We start from the raw sequence: 16,808 nt of genomic DNA on the forward strand, positions 1-16,808 counted from the left end.
TCAGTGCATGCCGGTCTTGATGACCTTTTCGAAGTAGGGTGCCGGCGCGACCTTCGCCCGGATCTCGCGGAGCTGGTGCTTCTCCACCGTATTGCGGCGCGACTCCGGCTCGCCCCATACAAGCGTCACCTCGGTTCCCGGTTGTGCATGCTCGAGGTCGACAAGTCCCAGCGAGATGAAGCGGTTGGCGTTCGCCGTGAAAGACGGCCAGGTCGAGATGCCCGCAACCTTGTCCTTCATCATGACGGCATCGACCTGGAATGTCGCGTACATGGGCATCGGCATGTTGAGAAATTTGGCGGGGGTGCCGTTGGCCGGGAAGATGGAGTCCTGCATCACAGCGGCCGCATCCTTGTCGTCCCACTCAAGCGTCACCTTCGTGCGGCGCTGATGGTTGGCCCTCTCGAGCAAGGCATCGCGGCCGATGAAATCGCGGCCGAAGTCGATCACGTTCCTGTAGCCGAGTTCGATCGGATCGACGTAGTAGTCCGTGATGTCGTCGGACACGAAACTGCCGCCGAGCGAAGCGACCGATTCCAGGAAGTGGCTGTTCAGCCACTCGCGGTACGGCTTCATGTCCTCGCTGTGGTAGATGGCCGGCAGCGGCATCGGCACCCAGCCGGATTCCTGCGCGGTGGTCGAGTAGGCAAGGGCGCCGATCTTGCGCAGCCCATATTTCTCGCCGGTCTTCTCCAGCGCTTCGCGCACCGCCTGCTGGTCGTCCCAGGCGCCGTAGATTTCGAATCCGGGTTCGCCGGCCATGCCGTGGCGCAGGGCGCGGACAGATTTTCCGGCGATCTTGAACTCGCCGATGTTGAAGAACTTGATCTCTGGCAGGCCGCCGCCGCTCACCTCGCGCATCAGCGCAAGGGCGTGCGGTCCCTGGATCTGGACGCGGAACACCTCGCGCGTTCCGGAGCGGATCGAGAAATTGTCATCCTTTTTCGCCTCTACGTCGTAATTGCTTTTCTCCGCGTTGTAGAGCACCCAATCGCTGGCAAAGGGAGCGCCGACGATGCGGAAGAAGTCCTCGGCCTCCCGGAAGATGATGGCGTCGGCAATGTAGAATCCGTCGTGGCCTGCCAGCACGAGCTGTTTGGCGCGCAGGACAGGGAACGGGTCGAACTTGTTGACCGCGATCTCCGAAAGGAAAGGAATGACCTGCGACCCGCGCAGATGCAGTTCAGTCATGTGGTAGGACTGCTCAAGCAGTGCGCAGCTATCCTTCCACGCACGCACTTCGTCGCGCCAGTTGGTGAACTCGGGCGGAATGACGGGGAAGCGGTAGGGCCCGAGGTTGGAGCCGCGGAGCAGATTTACCGGTCCTCCCGCCGCTGTCAGGATGCTCTCAAGGCTCTTCGGTGCGTCATTCGTCGTTGCCATATCGGTTCCTCCATTTGTCTTTCTTTGTCACTTGCTTCCGGCAAACCGCCGTGGGCTTCGGCAAGTCCACGAGAGAACAATGCCTCGTCCGCCCTCCTGCAGCGGCGTCCGACGCAACCATCCGTCACGGCGCCAGGACGACGCTCGCTTTGCGTGGTAAGAGTCCGTGCGAGAAAGCCAAAAATCCTCCCGATGAGCGTCATCCAAGCTGGCTGGATCCAGTCCAGGCCTGTGCGGCTTTCAGGGGGCAGAATGCAGGGCTAGGAAACTAACTCAGATGCCAAAAAGTATCCAAAAACTATAAGGAATGTCAACCCGCGATTTCCCCGCTCTCGAGGGTAATGTGCTGGTGAGGACAATGACCCCCTCCCAAGCTTCATTGCTGCCGATCACTGGACTGGACACGCATTGCTATCGCGCGTGGCAGGTTGTTCAAGTCAGGACGGCCGCAGCGGCGCGGTTCGCCGACTAGGCGTGAGGCGGCTTGCCGCGGCCCAGATCGTGGATCGCGGCTTGGATGTCGCGGGCAAATTCGCGCCCAAAGCGCGATTGCGGCAGAGTGGTGCTCGTCACCAGCACGATATCGAGCGCCGAGCGAGGCTGGAACGGCAGCACCTTCAGGTTGCCGAGTTTTGCCCAGGGAACCAGCCCGTCCACCAGCGCGACCCCCAGTCCAGCCGACACCAGAGGTGCAGCCGCGATCGACAGGCTAATTTCAATCTGCGGGTCGCAGACGCAACCCTGCTCCTGAAACACGCGTGCAAGCATCTGGCCGGCAGGTGTGTTCATGCCGTAGCTGATCAAGGTCTGGTCCGACAGATCGGCCGGTGTAACGGCATTGAGCGTCGCTAGCGGCGATTCCGGCAGCACCAGGGCGACGATATCGGCCGCGCCAACAACCTCGCTGCGTATCTGCGGCTCGCGCAGGGTGGTCATGGTCAGGCCAAGATCGATGTCGCCGATCAGGATGCGCTCGGCAATCTCTTCCGCGGGAAGCGTCTGAAGGACTAGGCGAGCCCCGGGATTGCGCCGGCGGAAGCGGCGGGTGGCGGCCGGCAGCAGCGCGAAGGTGGGAGGCGCGCTGGCAGCGACGCGAAGCAGGCTCAACTGCTTGTCGCGAATTCGATCCGAATAGATCTTCAGCGTTTCGATCTCGCGGAAAATCCGGTCGGCGTCGCGAAACAGCAGATGCGCCTCCGGCGTGGCCACGAGGCGGCCGCCTATGCGTTCGAACAGCTTGTAGCCGATCAGAGTTTCGAAATGGCGCAGCACCTTGCTTACGGCGGGTTGGGAGACATTCAAGGCCGCCGCCGCCGCGGTGAGCGAGCTGTGGCGCATGATGGCGCGGAAAACTTCGAGATGCCTGGCGTTCATGACTCATCATAACCAAAAGTTCTGGATGACAAAACACATAGTATTGGCGCCGGGCGTGGCGGACTGAAAAGATCGTGGGGTGGCAACAGCCAGATCCAAAGGAGGATCGCCCGTGATCTCAAACGAAAGCGGCCGTTTCCGACGCCTTGGCGAGGAAGGCAGGCCGAGGCTCGTCTTCTCGATCGACGGCCGGCCGGCAGAAGGCTGCAAGGGCGATACGCTGCTGGTGGCGATGCTCATGCAGATCCGCCACCTCAGGAGTTCCGAATTCGGCGACGGCGATCGTGCCGGCTTCTGTCTGATGGGTGCCTGCCAGGATTGCTGGGTATGGACCGACACAGGCGAGCGCTTGCGCGCCTGCACCACGCCGCTTGCCGCAGGCATGCGCATTGCCACCAAAGCTCCGGAGCAGGCATGGCCGAGCCTCGCATAGTGATTGTCGGCGCCGGTCCGGCGGGTGTGCGTGCGGCCGAGACGCTGGTTGCGGCCGGGCTTCGGCCGATCGTGATCGACGAGGGCCGCCGTGACGGCGGCCAGATCTACCGCCGCCAGCCGGAAGGGTTTCACCGCTCCTACGCCGCACTCTATGGGTCGGAAGCCGGCCGTGCCGAGGATCTGCATCGCAGTTTCGATGCCTTGCGTGCTCGCATCGATTATCGGCCTGAGACCCTCGCCTGGGGAATATGGGAAAAGCAGCTGCATCTCCTTCAGGGGTCCCGAACCAGCGAGGTCGATTTCGATGCGCTGATCGTCGCCTCGGGAGCAACGGACCGCCTGATGCCGGTGCGGGGCTGGAACCGGGCCGGTGTCTACAGCCTGGGTGCTGCGCAGATTGCGTTGAAATCGCAGGCCACCGCGATCGGCAAGCGCGTCGTGTTCATGGGAAGCGGACCGCTGCTCTATCTCGTTGCGGCGCAATATTCGAAAGCGGGCGCCGAGGTGGCCGCGGTGCTCGATACCTCGCCTTTCCACCTGCGGGTCAAGGCACTGTCCACGCTGATCGCCCGCCCGGATGTCCTGCTGAAGGGGCTGGCCCTCACCTTGAAGCTTCGCCACGCCGGCATCGAGATCCAAACCGGCATCACACCGGTCGAGATCGAAGGCCGGCCTGAGATCGGCGTCGAGACGATCCGCTTCCGCACCAGCAAGGGGCAAGTCCGGACGATCGTCTGCGATGCCGTCGCGCTCGGCTATCATTTGCGCCCGGACGCGCAACTGGCGGACCTTGCCCGCTGCGAGTTCCGTTTCGATGCGCAGACGCGCCAGTTCTTCCCGGTAAAGGACGCCGACGGCCGCAGCAGCGTGGCGGGTGTCTATCTGGCCGGCGATGGCGCCGTAACGCTCGGCGCCGACGCTGCCGAGGCTGCAGGGCGGCTCGTTGCACTGGCCGTGCTGTCCGATCTCGGACGTCAGGTGGCGCCGGGCCACGTTGCGCGACTTCGCCGCCGTCTGCGCCTGTTTGAGCGGTTTCGGCGTGGCATCGCAGCGGCCTTTCCATGGCCGGCAAGCGCCGCCGCAACGCTCAGCGACGATACGGTGGTGTGCCGCTGCGAAAACATCACAGCGGGTGAACTGCGTGCCGTCGTTTCCGGCAATGACGCCGTCGAGGTCAATCGCGCGAAGGCCTTCAGCCGTGTCGGCATGGGCCGATGCCAGGGACGTTATTGCGGGCATGCCGCTGCCGAAGTGATCGCCGCTTGCGCCGGTATTCCGGTTGAAGCGGTGGGCCGCATCCGCGCCCAGGCGCCAGTCAAGCCCCTTGTCATCGGTGCCGAAAGCGACACGGAGCAGGCAGCATGAAGCCGTTGCAGGCCGATGTGATTGTCATTGGCGGCGGCCTGATGGGAACGGCCGCAGCGTTCTTCCTGCGCCGGCGCGCACGTTCGGTCATCCTGCTCGAACAGGGGCTGGTCGGCCAGCAGGCAAGCGGCGTCAATTTCGGCAATGTGCGGCGGCAGGGACGCTTCCTGCCCCAACTTCCGCTCGCCAATCGTTCACGCGAAATCTGGGGCAAGCTGAAGGAACTGCTTGGCGAAGATGCCGAGTTTCTGGCGACCGGCCATATCCGCGTCTGTTACGATCCCGGGCAGATCGGCGTGATCGAAGCCTATGCGCAAAAGGCCCGCGACTACGGCCTCGAGCTGGAGCTGTTGAACGCCAATTCCCTCAAGGCGCGCTTCGGCTTTTTCGGACCGGAGGCGATCGCAGGCTCCTATTCGCCGAATGACGGCCATGCCAATCCACGGCTTGCGGCACCCGCCTTCGGGCGCGCTGCCGCTCGAGCCGGCGTAGCCGTGTTCGAGAACACCGAGATCATCTCGATCGCCAAGCCAGGGGATGATTTCCAAGCGATCGCGTCGGACGGCAGGATGTTCAGCGCACCAATCGCGCTGGTTGCCGCCGGAGCCTGGGGTGGGGCTCTGTCCCGGCAGTTCGAAGAGCCGGTTCCCCTTGCCGTGCACGGACCGCAAATGGCGGTGACGGAGCCGCTGCCATATCGCCTCAAACCGGTGATCGGCGTATCGACTGCGATTCCGCAAGAGGTCGTCTATCTGCGCCAGGTCGAGCGCGGCAATGTCGTCTTCGGTGGCGGCACGCGCGGTCCGGCCTTTGCCGACATAAGACGCGCCTATGCGGTGCCGGGTCATCTTGGCAACCAGCTTCGGCAGATCCGTCGCCTGGTGCCGGCGCTCACCAACATGCGGGTGATCCGCACCTGGAGCGGCATCGAGAGCTACCTGCCCGACGATATTCCCATCATGGGGCCTAGCGCTCGGGTGTCCGGGCTCTATTACGCCTTCGGGTTTTGCGGCCATGGTTTCCAGCTCGGCCCAGGGGTCGGCGACGTGATGGCCGAGCTGATCGACCGAGGCTCCACCACGACGCCGATCGAGCCATTCCACATCAAGCGGTTTGCGGTCGAGGCCGCCCGCTCGGTTTCAGCCTGAATTGATCAAGGAGAAAATAGAGATGTCAGTTGTATCGGCCGTCCGCCCGGCCACCGGGCAAGCCAGCGACGAGACGCGGCGCTTCCACGACGAGATATTCGTCTTCGACGCGCTGTCCATCGCCTATGTGCTCGAGGACAAATATGCCGAACGAACGCTGGCCGGCGGCGTCAATGCAACCAATGTCACCTTCGCCCTGGAGGAGAATTGGGATGTCGTGATGCGCAATGCGGAGCGCTATCTGTCGATGATCGAGAAGAGCGCCTACCTGAAACTGTGCCTGACGGCCGACGACATGCTGGCGGCAAAACAGGCCGGCAAGCTTGGCGTCGTTTTCGGCACCCAGGGCGCGACCATGCTGGACGACCAGCTTTGGCGGCTGGAATTGCTGACCAGAATGGGGCTGCGCGTGCTCGGCCTTGCCTACACGACAGCCAACATCTTTGGCGACGGATGCGGTGAACGGCGCGATGCCGGCCTCAGCTATCTTGGCGAGGAACTGGTGGCGCTGGCCAACTCCTTGCCGTTGATGATCGACCTGTCGCATTGTGGCCATCGTACGCGCGCCGAAACCACCGCATTGGCCCGGGCGCCGGTCTGCACGCATTCCAATGCCGACGGGCTGCGGTCGAACGGGCGCAACACCGAAGACGCCACGGTCAAGGCGATGGCCGAGAAGGGCGGCATGATCGGCGTCTGCGGTCTGCCGCAATCGCTGGCTGACGGCACCCCGACGCTGGAAGACTTCCTCGACCATGTCGATCACCTGGTCCGGCTGGTCGGCCCCGAACATGTCGGCATCGGCGTCGATTATGTCGAGAAATACCAGGAGCAGGCGTCGGTCGTCGCGCCTCCGAGCGTCGTCACCTGGCGCACCCGCCGCCCGGACATTTTCGGCCCGCTTTCGAGCTTTGGCCGGCAGTCCTATCCGGTCGGCATCGAGACGGTCACCAAACTGCCGAACCTGACGCAGGGCCTTCTCGACCGCGGCTACGGTCGCGAACAGACAGCGGCGATCATGGGCGGCAACTGGCTGAAGACCTTTCGCCACTTCTGTGGATGATCCGGGACAAGCCTGCCAGCGCGGGACGACGCGACATGGCGGCGGGCGGTGTCAGTCGTGCGTGGCTGCCGATTGAAGCAGAGGTTGGAGCGCGTGGACGTCTGCCATCATTTGCGATCTCAACCAGTCGGCGATTTCCGCCACAACAGGCCGAAGGGGCCTTGAACGGGGAGCGATCAGGCGGTGATGGCGCCCCGTGTTGATGAGGCGATCCGATGCAGGAACCAACATCCCCTTCAGCAGTGCGGTCGAGGTGACACTAAGCCAGCCAAACGCAACGCCTTCGCCGTTGAGAGCGGCCTGGAGGATGACCGCGTAGTCGGAGAACTCCAGCCACGTCCCCCTGGTGGTCTTGCGGTTCGCCACGTTTCCCCAGATGTCGGCCCATTGCTGCGAATGGTGATCGGTAAGATGCAAGAAGACGTGGCCGTCACCGTCGCCATCGTGATCAAGCTTGCCATGCGCGCGAAGGTAGGAAGGACTGCATACCGGAAGGATGATTTCCGGTGAAAAGTCCCACCGGTGATACTGAGTATCGTCATCGCCAACGATCCGCGTTCCCAGGTCGACATTGTCCGGCATGCCGCGCATGACGCCCGCAATCAAATCAAAGCGCAGATCAACGTTCGGAAACGTGGCGTTGAAAGCTCCTAACCTCGACACCAGCCAATGCGTGACGAATGAGCTTGAGAGTGACAGGGTCACCAGTGGTTTGCTGGCTTTCTTCTGGTCTTGGATCATCAAAATGGTGTCGCGAACCTGGCTGAGCCCCTCACGGACGGCCGCGTGGAGGACCCGGCCGTCATCGGTGAGAGCAAGCCCTGTCGGGCCGCGATCGAACAGCCGCATCCCCAATTCGGCTTCGAACTGGGCGATGGTTCGGCTGATGGAAGGCTGGGTAACATTGAACTCACGGGCAGTGATGGTGAAGCTGCCGGTTCGTGCCGCGGCCTCGAAAACAAACAGGCCTCTCGCCGAGGGGATGAGCTTGGACAATGCCACCATGGATCCCTGTTGTCCCGCATTGAAAACGTCTTCAGGCTATCACACCGCGCGAGCGTCTTTGGAGGTGAGGGGCATACGTTTTTCATATGCCCTGACGCAAATCATATAACCGAAAATTGAAACAGAACAGCGCCGTCCGGCGATCCGTTGCGAGAAACCTGGTACTGTTTGCGAACCGCCACGACGCGCAAGAGGTGACCGCAGAACCATGGTCATAACCACAGCGTATGTGGCCATGTGCTTTTTCAAGCTTCTGAACCGCTCGGAAATGTACAAGATGACTGAAGCGGCGGTGTTCGAGCGGCTCGCAGCCCGCGCTCGAACGGCCCGGTACGTGACGTGCCGGCCCGGGCGGGCCAAGCCGTGGTTTCAGGACAACGCGAATGAACCACCTCACGGAAGGCCAGACCCCGGGGACAAGCGCCGACCCGCTTCTCAACCCGTTCCGGATCAAGCAGCTGGAGTTCCGCAACCGCGTGATCAGCACCAGCCACGCCTCGATGCTGGATGAAGGCGGGATGCCGCTGGAGCGATATCAACGCTACCACGAAGAGAAGGCGCGCGGCGGTCTCGCCATGACGATGATCGGCGGCTCGGCCATGACCTCTGCGGACTCGAGCTGGGGCGGCGGGCAGCTCAATCTGTCCAGCGACGAGATCATTCCGCATCTGCAGTCGCTGGCGCGACGCATCCACCAGCATGGTGCGGCCGTGATGTCGCAGGTCTCGCATCTGGGCAGGCGGGCAACGGCCTATGCGGGGAACTGGCTGCCCGCGGTTGCCCCGTCGCGGATCCGCGAGACGCGCAACCGGAACTTTCCAAAGGAAATGGACGAGGCGGATATCCGGCGCATCATCAGGGATTACGCCTCTGCCGCTGTCCGGTGCCGTGAAGGCGGCCTCGATGGGGTCGAGACCGTAACGGGTGGCCATCTGATCGGTCAGTTCCTCTCGCCGAGGACGAACAAGCGCACCGACGCCTATGGCGGTTCTGTCCGGAACAGGGCGCGATTTGGCCTGATGGTTCACGAGGCGATCCGCAAGGCTGTCGGCGACGATATGATTGTCGGCATTCGTTTCGCGATCGATGAAGGCACCGACGAAGGCTCGGACTTCGAGGACTGTCTCCAGCTTGCCCGCCTGTTCGAGACGGAAGGGCACGTTGATTTCTTCAACTGCATCTACGGGCGCATGGATACGGATCTGGTGTTGGCCGAGCACAACATGCCGGGCATGTTCCAGCGCAGTGCCCCGTTCCTGTCGCAAGTCGCAAACTTCCGGAGAGAGACGAGACTTCCCCTGCTTCATGCGGCGGGCATCAGGGACGTGGCGACCGCGCGCCATGCGATCCGGGAGAATATCGTCGACCTGATCGGCATGACGCGGGCGCACATCGCCGACCCGGATATCGTCAACAAGATCCTGCGGGGTGAAGAAGAGCGGATCCGTCCATGCGTTGGCGCCACCTACTGCCTCTACAAAAAGGTGAACTGCATCCACAATCCGGTGAGCGGTCGAGAGACCACGCTGAGTTCCACGATCGATCGCGCCGCCAGCCTCAAAAGGGTCGTTGTCGTGGGTGGTGGGCCAGCCGGCCTGGAGGCAGCCAGAGTATCCGCCGAGCGGGGACATCTTGTCGTCCTGTTCGAGGCGGGCGCGAAACTTGGCGGGCAAATCCTGGTCGCGGCGTCGGCGACCGAGCGAAGGGATCTGCTCGGTATCGTCGACTGGCGGTCAAATGAGCTTGAACGCCTCGGTGTCGATGTTCGCCTGAATACATATGCCGACGCCGATACCGTGGTTGCTGAAGGCCCGGACGTCATTGTGGTGGCAACCGGTGGTGTTCCCGACCTGGAATGGCTGGAAGGGGCCGAACTCTGCGACAGTGCCTGGGACCTGCTGACCGGAACGGTATCCAGCAAGGACGATATCCTCATCTATGACGGGACCGGGCGCCAGGCGGCACCGTCCTGTGCCCTCCAGCTTGCCAGACAGGGCAAGTCGGTCAGTCTCGCGACCCCCGATGACGCCGTGGCGGTGGAGATGCCTTATCCCGAAAAGGCCAGCTTCCGTAAACGCATCTCGGAACTCGGCATTAGGACACTGGTGGACGTCAGGCTGATCAAGGTTGCCCGCCAGGGCAACGGCTTGACGGCAATCTTCCGCAACGAGTTGACGGACACGGAAACGACCTTTGCCGCCTCACAGGTGGTCATCGAAAACGGGACCATTCCGGCGGAAGAAATTTACCAGGATCTGAGGTCCAGGTCTGCAAACGATGGGGTATCGACTGCGTTCCTTGTCAATGGCAATCAGGATGATTTTGTAGAAGAACGTCAGCTGCGTGGAAAGTTCAATCTATATCGTATTGGTGATGCGGTCTCCAGTCGGGATATATATTCCTCTATTTATGACGCTTATCGATTGTGCGCGGAAATTTAAGCTTAAATCGTACTGACGATTGCTCAATCTTACAAAAAAATTGGAGACAAAATGTCAAGACCATCGGGTTTCCACAACGGTCCTGGCTCGATCGACGACGACAAATTGGCTGAGAACATCCTTGCCGTTTCGGCGGTGATCGCTGGACGGCAACGGAGCAAGCCAGCGCCGCGCAATATTGCGACTTCGCGGCCAGTTCAGAATTCTCTGCCGTGAAAGCCCGTCTGTTCAGCCATTCAAACCGTCCGGATGCCATAAGCTCGGAAAAATAGCAGCCCCTCGGAAAAAGGCGCATGCACGTGAAAAAAGACTTCAAAGTGCTGACCTTCGATGTCGTCGGAACCTTGATCGATTTCGAAACGGGTATCGCCCGCTATGTGCGCGGCGTCGCCGAAAAGGCGGGACTGTCCGTCGATGGCGAAACGGTTCTGACCGCTTATCGCAAGGCGCGTGCCATGCCTGGTGCCGGCCTGTTTCCGGACGATCTCGCCCGCTGCTACCTCGAAATCGCTCGGGCGCTCGGCCTGCCGGCCACGGATGAGGCGGCGCAAGGCCTGCGCCAATCCGTGAAGGACTGGCCGGCCTTCGCAGATTCGGTCGAGGCGCTTGCCCGCTTGCACAAGCGGTTCAAGCTGGTCGCCATGACCAACGCTCAGAACTGGGCATTGGCGCATTTTTCGCAAACACTTGGCAATCCGTTCGATCTCACGGTCACAGTAGATGATGTCGGCCTGGAAAAGCCCAACCCGCAATTCTTCGCCTTTGCCCGCGGCCGGATCAGCGCCTGGGGCTTCGGCCTGAAGGACATCCTGCATGTGGCGCAGAGCCAGTATCACGATATCGGCGTGGCCCGCGAGCTTGGCTACACCGTCTGCTGGATCGAGCGGCGCAAGGGACTGAAGGGGTTTGGCGGCACGCTCGAACCCGCCAGGCTGACGGTGCCCGACCACCATTTCTCGACACTTGCCGAACTGGCCGACGCGGTCGATGAGGACCGCCTGGATCGCGTCGCCTGAACACGCCTGCGATACCCGCGTCCGCTCAAACGGCGGCGCCAAGATCATAACAAGACCAAAGAAACCAAAAGGGGAAAAGGAATGGGAATGATGGGAAGACAGCCACACTGAATGTCATCGCCTGAGGTGCCTTCGGGCGCTTGAAATGAACCAGAATGGTCTCCGGTGCGTGCCAAGCCTGGCCGGCCGGCTCAACGAAAGGCTGACACGATGAAACCCGATTTTGACAAGATTTTGCGCCCGGCCGACACCGCCCGGATCGAAAGCGCCATCCGCCACGGCGCCACGCGGCGCGAGCTCCTCGGCATGCTTCTGGCTGGCGGCATGGGAGCCGCACTTGCCGGCACGGTGCTGGGCTCTGCCACCAAGGCCTATGCCGACACGCCGAAGAAAGGCGGCAGCATCCGTGCTGCAGGCTACTCGAGCGGCACGACCGACACGCTCGATCCGGCCAAACAATCCCTGTCCACCGACTATGTGCGCTGCACCAGCTTCTACAACGGGCTTACCAGCCTCGATGACAAGCTGTCGCCGCAAATGGACCTGGCAGAGAGCTTCGACACCAAGGATTCCGTCACCTGGACCGTCAAGCTGCGCAAAGGCGTGACTTTCCACGACGGTTCGACCTTCGGTCCGGACGACGTCGTCTATTCGCTCAGCCGGCACAAGGACCCGGCAGTAGGGTCGAAGGCCAAGTCGCTTGCCGACCAGATCGGCGAGGTCAAGAAGAGCGGAGACAACGAGGTCAGCATCGTCCTGACCGGGCCGAACGCCGATCTTCCCGTCATTCTCGGCACGTTCCACTTCCTGATCGTCAAGGCGGGCACGACCGACTTCACCACCGCCAACGGTACCGGCGCCTTCAAGTGCAAGGAGTTCCAGCCCGGCGTGCATTCCGTCGCCGTGCGCAACGAGAACTATTGGAAGGGCACCGGACCCTATCTCGACCAGGTCGAGTTCTTCGCCATTCCCGACGAGAACGCCCGCGTCAACGCCTTGCTGTCGGGCGACGTCGCGCTGATCGGGTCGATCAATCCGCGCTCGACGCAGTTGATCAAGCAGGCCGGCAGTTTCGACCTCCTGACGACGACGGCGGGCAACTATACCGATCTCAACATGCGGCTCGACACCGCGCCGGGCAGCGATCCGAATTTCGTCGAGGCGATCAAGCTGCTGCTCGACCGCGAGCAGATCAAGACGGCGATCTACCGCGGCTACGCCGAGGTCGCCAACGACCAGCCGGTGCCGCCGACGAACCGCTTCTACAATGCCGATCTGCCGCAGCGTGCCTACGACCCCGATAAGGCCAAGTCGCTGCTTGCCAAGTCGTCGCTGGCAGGCACCAGGATCCCGGTCGTTGCTTCGACGGCCGCCGACCAGTCCATCGACATGGCGGTGCTGCTGCAGCAGTCCGCGGCCCAGATCGGCCTTGATCTCGATATCCAGAAGGTCCCTGCGGATGGCTACTGGTCGAACTACTGGCTGAAGGCGCCCATCTGTTTCGGCAACATCAATCCCCGACCGACCGCCGATATCCTGTTCTCGCTGCTCTACACATCGAACGCGCCCTGGAACGAATCGCATTGGAAGAGCGAGCGTTTCGACAAGATCCTCGTCGAGGCCCGCAAGGAACGCGACGACGCCAAGCGCAAGGAGATGTACGGCGAACTGCAGAAGATGGCGCACGAGGAGAGCGGCGTCGCGATCCCGGTCTTTATCAGCAACATCGACGCTCACAGCTCCAAGCTCAAGGGGCTGAAGCCGATGGCCACCGGTGGTATGATGGGCTTTGCGTTTTCGGAAAACGTCTGGCTCGAAGGCTGACGCCGCCGACCTGGCGCGGGTGGCTCGCCACCCGCGCTTCGCCCGCATTCCGCTGGAGTTGCACGGCATGATAACGCGCATGATCCTGACCCGCCTCGGCGTGGCCCTGCTGACGCTGCTGATCGTTTCGGTGGTCGTCTTCGTGGCGACCAACATGCTGCCAGGCGACGTGGCGCAGATCGTCCTGGGTCAGGCTGCTACGCCTGAAGCGGTCGCTGGCCTGCGCAAAGCCATGCATCTCGATCAGCCTGCCGTGCTTCGCTACATTATCTGGCTGGGCGGGATGATGACGGGGAACCCCGGCACGTCGCTGGTCAACGACATTCCGATCGTCACGCTGATCGGCGGCCGCCTTCACAATACGCTGCTGCTTGCCGGCGTCACCGCAGCCTTCTCCGTTCCGATCGCCCTTGCCCTGGGGATCACCGCGGCGATGTGGCGAAACACGCTCTACGACCGGCTCGTCAGCTTTGCCACGATTGCGGTCGTCTCGGTGCCGGAATTCATGGTCGCAACCATTGCCGTGCTGATCTTTGCCGTGCGCTTGCACTGGTTTCCGGCACTTTCCTTCGCCAACGACGTCCACTCGCTCGGCGAATTGCTGCGTGTCTTCGCAATGCCGGTCATCAGCCTGAGCTTCGTTGTCTCTGCGCAGATGATCCGCATGACCCGCGCCGCCTTGATCGACACGCTCGGCCAGCCATTCGTCGAGATGGCGACACTCAAGGGCGCCGGCCGGGTTCGTGCGGTGCTGACGCACGCGCTGCCCAATGCGATCGGCCCGATCGCCAATGCCGTCGCGCTCAGCCTGTCGTACCTGCTTGGCGGCGTCATCATCGTCGAGACCATCTTCAACTACCCGGGCATCGCCAAGCTGATGGTGGACGGGGTTGCCACCCGCGACATGCCTCTCATTCAAACCTGCGCGATGATCTTCTGCTTCGGCTATCTCGCCCTCGTCACCGTAGCCGACATATGCGCGATCCTCGCCAACCCGCGTCTGCGATACAAATGACCAAGCACACCGATACCATTCCCGAGGCCCGGCGAACGATGCTTGGCGCAGGCGGCCTGACCATCTCCGTGGTCGGCGCGGTCTGCTTCTGCATCATCCTGTTTTGGGTCGTGATTGCACTCGTCGGTCCCTGGCTTGCGCCGTACCCGATCGGCAAGATCGTCAGCATGGACGTGTTCACCTCGTCGAGCCGCGACTACCTCCTCGGCACCGACTACCTTGGTCGCGACATGATGAGCCGCATCATTCTCGGCGCGCGATACACGGTCGGCGTCTCGATCGCGGCCGCCCTCATCGCCTGCACCATCGGCGTCGCGCTCGGCATGATTAGCGCGGTGCTGGGTGGCTGGTTCGATACCATCGTCAGCCGCGGCATAGATGCGCTGATTGCGATCCCGCATTTGATGTTCGGTCTCGTCATCATCGCGGCGATCGGCAGTTCGCTCCCGGTGCTGGTTGGGACGCTCGCCTTTCTCTATTTTCCCGGCTCTTTCCGCATAGCGCGCGCGCTCGCCGTCAACATCAATGAACTCGACTTCGTGCAGGTTGCCAAGGCGCGCGGAGAAGGCTTCTTCTACACCGTGCGCGAAGAGATCCTGCCCAACATGATCGGACCGGTTTTGGCCGATTTCGGCCTGCGCTTCGTCTTCATCGTGCTGTTGCTCAGCGGCCTCAGCTTCCTCGGTCTTGGGGTGCAGCCGCCCAACGCCGACTGGGGCGCGCTGGTGCGCGAGAACGTCTCCGGGCTGGCCTATGGCGCGCCTGCCGTCATCATGCCGTCGCTCGCCATTGCCTCGCTGACGATCAGCGTCAATCTGGCGATCGACAATCTTCCGCGCCGGCTGCGGGATCGTCTGCCATGAGCGAGCTCGTCGAAGTCAAGAACCTGCGCGTCATCGCCCGTAGCGACAGCGGCCGAGAGACGTCGATCGTGCATGATATCAGCTTCACGGTTCCGCGCGGAAAGGTCGTCGCGCTGATCGGTGAGTCCGGTTCCGGCAAAACGACGATTGCGCTTTCCCTGATGGGTTATGCCCGCAGCGGCTGCCGCATCACAGGCGGCACGATCCGGATCGGCGACCGCGAGATCCTGTCCCTGTCGGAAGCAGAAAAGGCAAAGATCCGCGGCCGCAATGTCAGCTACATCGCGCAAAGTGCGGCTGCCGCCTTCAACCCGGCCAGGACGATCATGTCGCAGGTCGTGGAAAGCGCGATGATCCACAGGCTGGCGCCGCGGGCCGAAGCGGAAGCGAAGGCGGTGGAGCTGTTTCGCGCGCTGGCGCTGCCGGATCCCGAAGGGGTCGGATTGCGTTACCCGCATCAGGTTTCCGGCGGCCAGCTCCAGCGCCTGGCGGCGGCGATGGCTCTGATATCGGAACCGGAGCTGGTGATCTTCGACGAACCGACGACGGCACTCGATGTCACCACCCAGATCGAAGTGCTGCGCTCGTTCAAGTCGGTGATCCGCGAGCGTAACACCACCGGCGTCTATGTGTCCCACGACCTGGCGGTGGTGGCGCAGATCGCCGACCACATCATCGTCCTGCGCGATGGCTCCATTCAAGAAAGCGCCCCGACCGGGCAGATTCTGACGGACGCTCAAAGCCCCTACACCCGCAGCCTGCTCGCGGCGGCCAATCCCGCCGTGCACGCCCAGGCCGCTCCGCCCGCCGAGAAGCAACAGGAACTGCCCCTGCTCGAGGTCGAAGGGCTGGTCGCGGGTTATGGCAGATCCGGTCCGAACGGCCTGCCCAATGTGACGGTGCTCAACGATGTCGCGCTCAGCCTACAGCCGGGCACGAATCTCGGTGTCATCGGCGAGTCCGGCTGCGGCAAGAGCACGCTGGCTCGCGTCATCGCCGGACTGCTTCCCGCCGCCGGCGGAACGGTGAAGTTCCGCGGCGAAACCTTGGCCGGATCCGTGGCGCAGCGCTCCAAGGATCAGTTGCGCAATATCCAGATCGTCTTCCAGATGGCCGACACGGCCCTCAACCCAACCCGCTCGGTCGCACAGATCCTCGGACGGCCGCTGACCTTCTATCATGAGGTGAAAGGCGCGGAACGGACCCGGAGGGTGCGCCGGCTCCTCGATCTGGTGCAATTGCCGGCCAACATCGCCGACCGATACCCCGGCGAACTTTCCGGCGGCCAGAAGCAGCGCGTCAACCTCGCCCGCGCCCTGGCGGCGGAGCCGGCGCTGATCCTCTGCGACGAGGTGACATCGGCCCTCGACACGGTCGTGGCCGCCGCCATCCTCGATCTGCTGGCCGAGCTGCGCAAGGAATTGAAACTATCCTATCTGTTCATCAGCCATGACCTGTCGACGGTGCGCGCGATCTGCGACGATGTGATGGTGCTCTATGCCGGGCGCAAGGTGGAAGCCGGCAGCCGATCGGCAATGCGCGCGATGCCGCTTCATCCCTACTCGGACCTGCTGGTGTCCTCGATCCCAGAACTGCGGACAGGCTGGCTGGACGGGCTCGGCAAAAAGGCTGCCGAGGCGGATGGGGGCGTGGCGGCCTTGTTGGCGCAATCCAACTGCTGTCCCTTCGTGCCACGCTGTCCGGTGAGGAAGCTCGGTGTTTGCGACGTGCTGGCGCCGCCCATCCGCCATCTGTCGAAGGGAAGCGAGATCCTTTGCCATCTGGAGGAGCGGGAATTGCTCGCCATGGGCGTTGGCGCCTAGGGCAATTTCAAGAAATGCGAAACGGTCCGTCCGTCCGGAATTGCGTCAAAACG

The 16,808-nt window shown here is 62.6% G+C and carries 13 protein-coding genes; 10 read left to right on the forward strand and 3 right to left on the reverse strand.

What is annotated here, in order from left to right:
• Both AC1RZR_RS12155 and AC1RZR_RS12160 read right to left on the reverse strand, forming a co-directional pair.
• Nucleotides 1-1,383 carry an aminomethyl transferase family protein gene (locus AC1RZR_RS12155; protein WP_477269969.1) on the reverse strand — a complete coding sequence of 461 codons (1,383 nt, stop codon included), beginning with the start codon at nucleotides 1,381-1,383 and terminating at the stop codon, nucleotides 1-3.
• 468 nt (nucleotides 1,384-1,851) lie between these two features.
• Nucleotides 1,852-2,757: a LysR family transcriptional regulator gene (locus AC1RZR_RS12160; protein ID WP_477269971.1), complete on the reverse strand. Its 906-nt coding sequence runs from the start codon at nucleotides 2,755-2,757 to the stop codon at nucleotides 1,852-1,854.
• A 112-nt stretch (nucleotides 2,758-2,869) separates the two neighbouring features.
• Between AC1RZR_RS12160 and AC1RZR_RS12165 the strand changes: the two genes are divergently transcribed.
• The 4 genes from AC1RZR_RS12165 to AC1RZR_RS12180 are packed head-to-tail and all read left to right on the forward strand — an operon-like array spanning nucleotide 2,870 to nucleotide 6,768.
• Nucleotides 2,870-3,190, forward strand: a complete 321-nt coding sequence (locus AC1RZR_RS12165) for a (2Fe-2S)-binding protein (RefSeq protein WP_477269973.1) — start codon at nucleotides 2,870-2,872, stop codon at nucleotides 3,188-3,190.
• Nucleotides 3,172-4,557 carry an FAD/NAD(P)-dependent oxidoreductase gene (locus AC1RZR_RS12170; RefSeq protein ID WP_477269975.1) on the forward strand — a complete coding sequence of 462 codons (1,386 nt, stop codon included), beginning with the start codon at nucleotides 3,172-3,174 and terminating at the stop codon, nucleotides 4,555-4,557. The genes AC1RZR_RS12165 and AC1RZR_RS12170 overlap by 19 nt, the downstream gene beginning before the upstream one ends.
• Nucleotides 4,554-5,705 carry an NAD(P)/FAD-dependent oxidoreductase gene (locus AC1RZR_RS12175; protein WP_477269977.1) on the forward strand — a complete coding sequence of 384 codons (1,152 nt, stop codon included), beginning with the start codon at nucleotides 4,554-4,556 and terminating at the stop codon, nucleotides 5,703-5,705. The genes AC1RZR_RS12170 and AC1RZR_RS12175 overlap by 4 nt, the downstream gene beginning before the upstream one ends.
• Before the next feature lie 22 nt (nucleotides 5,706-5,727).
• The gene (locus tag AC1RZR_RS12180) at nucleotides 5,728-6,768 is read left to right on the forward strand and encodes a membrane dipeptidase (protein WP_477269979.1); all 1,041 of its coding nucleotides are present in this window, start codon (nucleotides 5,728-5,730) and stop codon (nucleotides 6,766-6,768) included.
• A gap of 51 nt (nucleotides 6,769-6,819) precedes the next feature.
• Here AC1RZR_RS12180 and AC1RZR_RS12185 read toward each other — a convergent pair whose 3' ends face one another.
• Nucleotides 6,820-7,773: a LysR substrate-binding domain-containing protein gene (locus tag AC1RZR_RS12185; RefSeq protein ID WP_477269981.1), complete on the reverse strand. Its 954-nt coding sequence runs from the start codon at nucleotides 7,771-7,773 to the stop codon at nucleotides 6,820-6,822.
• Between the two features lie 383 nt (nucleotides 7,774-8,156).
• On the opposite strand from AC1RZR_RS12185, the gene AC1RZR_RS12190 reads away from it, so the two are divergent.
• The 6 genes from AC1RZR_RS12190 to AC1RZR_RS12215 all read left to right on the forward strand — a co-directional run bounded on the left by AC1RZR_RS12190 (nucleotide 8,157) and on the right by AC1RZR_RS12215 (nucleotide 16,755).
• A complete protein-coding gene (locus AC1RZR_RS12190) occupies nucleotides 8,157-10,214 on the forward strand; it encodes an oxidoreductase (RefSeq protein WP_477269983.1) in 2,058 nt (685 codons plus the stop codon).
• A gap of 293 nt (nucleotides 10,215-10,507) precedes the next feature.
• On the forward strand, nucleotides 10,508-11,230 hold the full coding sequence (locus tag AC1RZR_RS12195) for an HAD-IA family hydrolase (protein WP_477269985.1): 723 nt from the start codon (nucleotides 10,508-10,510) through the stop codon (nucleotides 11,228-11,230).
• Between the two features lie 210 nt (nucleotides 11,231-11,440).
• A complete protein-coding gene (locus AC1RZR_RS12200) occupies nucleotides 11,441-13,054 on the forward strand; it encodes an ABC transporter substrate-binding protein (RefSeq protein ID WP_477269987.1) in 1,614 nt (537 codons plus the stop codon).
• Nucleotides 13,055-13,121: 67 nt separating this feature from the next.
• A complete protein-coding gene (locus AC1RZR_RS12205; protein WP_379102270.1) occupies nucleotides 13,122-14,069 on the forward strand; it encodes an ABC transporter permease in 948 nt (315 codons plus the stop codon).
• Nucleotides 14,070-14,107: 38 nt separating this feature from the next.
• Nucleotides 14,108-14,932 (forward strand): ABC transporter permease, encoded by an 825-nt coding sequence (locus tag AC1RZR_RS12210; protein ID WP_477270931.1) that lies wholly within the window; start codon nucleotides 14,108-14,110, stop codon nucleotides 14,930-14,932.
• The gene (locus AC1RZR_RS12215; RefSeq protein WP_477269989.1) at nucleotides 14,929-16,755 is read left to right on the forward strand and encodes an ABC transporter ATP-binding protein; all 1,827 of its coding nucleotides are present in this window, start codon (nucleotides 14,929-14,931) and stop codon (nucleotides 16,753-16,755) included. Before AC1RZR_RS12210 ends, AC1RZR_RS12215 begins: the two co-directional genes overlap by 4 nt.
• The last annotated feature ends 53 nt before the right edge of the window (nucleotides 16,756-16,808 follow it).

Source organism: Mesorhizobium bavaricum (genome assembly GCF_056781655.1).

What these genes read in the sequence shown, in the direction of transcription:
- AC1RZR_RS12155 (WP_477269969.1), bottom strand. Translation starts at nt 1,383, where the DNA reads ATGGCAACGACGAATGACGCACCGAAGAGCCTTGAGAGCATCCTGACA.
- AC1RZR_RS12160 (WP_477269971.1), bottom strand. Translation starts at nt 2,757, where the DNA reads ATGAACGCCAGGCATCTCGAAGTTTTCCGCGCCATCATGCGCCACAGC.
- AC1RZR_RS12170 (WP_477269975.1), top strand. Translation starts at nt 3,172, where the DNA reads ATGGCCGAGCCTCGCATAGTGATTGTCGGCGCCGGTCCGGCGGGTGTG.
- AC1RZR_RS12175 (WP_477269977.1), top strand. Translation starts at nt 4,554, where the DNA reads ATGAAGCCGTTGCAGGCCGATGTGATTGTCATTGGCGGCGGCCTGATG.
- AC1RZR_RS12180 (WP_477269979.1), top strand. Translation starts at nt 5,728, where the DNA reads ATGTCAGTTGTATCGGCCGTCCGCCCGGCCACCGGGCAAGCCAGCGAC.
- AC1RZR_RS12185 (WP_477269981.1), bottom strand. Translation starts at nt 7,773, where the DNA reads ATGGTGGCATTGTCCAAGCTCATCCCCTCGGCGAGAGGCCTGTTTGTT.
- AC1RZR_RS12190 (WP_477269983.1), top strand. Translation starts at nt 8,157, where the DNA reads ATGAACCACCTCACGGAAGGCCAGACCCCGGGGACAAGCGCCGACCCG.
- AC1RZR_RS12195 (WP_477269985.1), top strand. Translation starts at nt 10,508, where the DNA reads ATGCACGTGAAAAAAGACTTCAAAGTGCTGACCTTCGATGTCGTCGGA.
- AC1RZR_RS12200 (WP_477269987.1), top strand. Translation starts at nt 11,441, where the DNA reads ATGAAACCCGATTTTGACAAGATTTTGCGCCCGGCCGACACCGCCCGG.
- AC1RZR_RS12205 (WP_379102270.1), top strand. Translation starts at nt 13,122, where the DNA reads ATGATAACGCGCATGATCCTGACCCGCCTCGGCGTGGCCCTGCTGACG.
- AC1RZR_RS12210 (WP_477270931.1), top strand. Translation starts at nt 14,108, where the DNA reads ATGCTTGGCGCAGGCGGCCTGACCATCTCCGTGGTCGGCGCGGTCTGC.
- AC1RZR_RS12215 (WP_477269989.1), top strand. Translation starts at nt 14,929, where the DNA reads ATGAGCGAGCTCGTCGAAGTCAAGAACCTGCGCGTCATCGCCCGTAGC.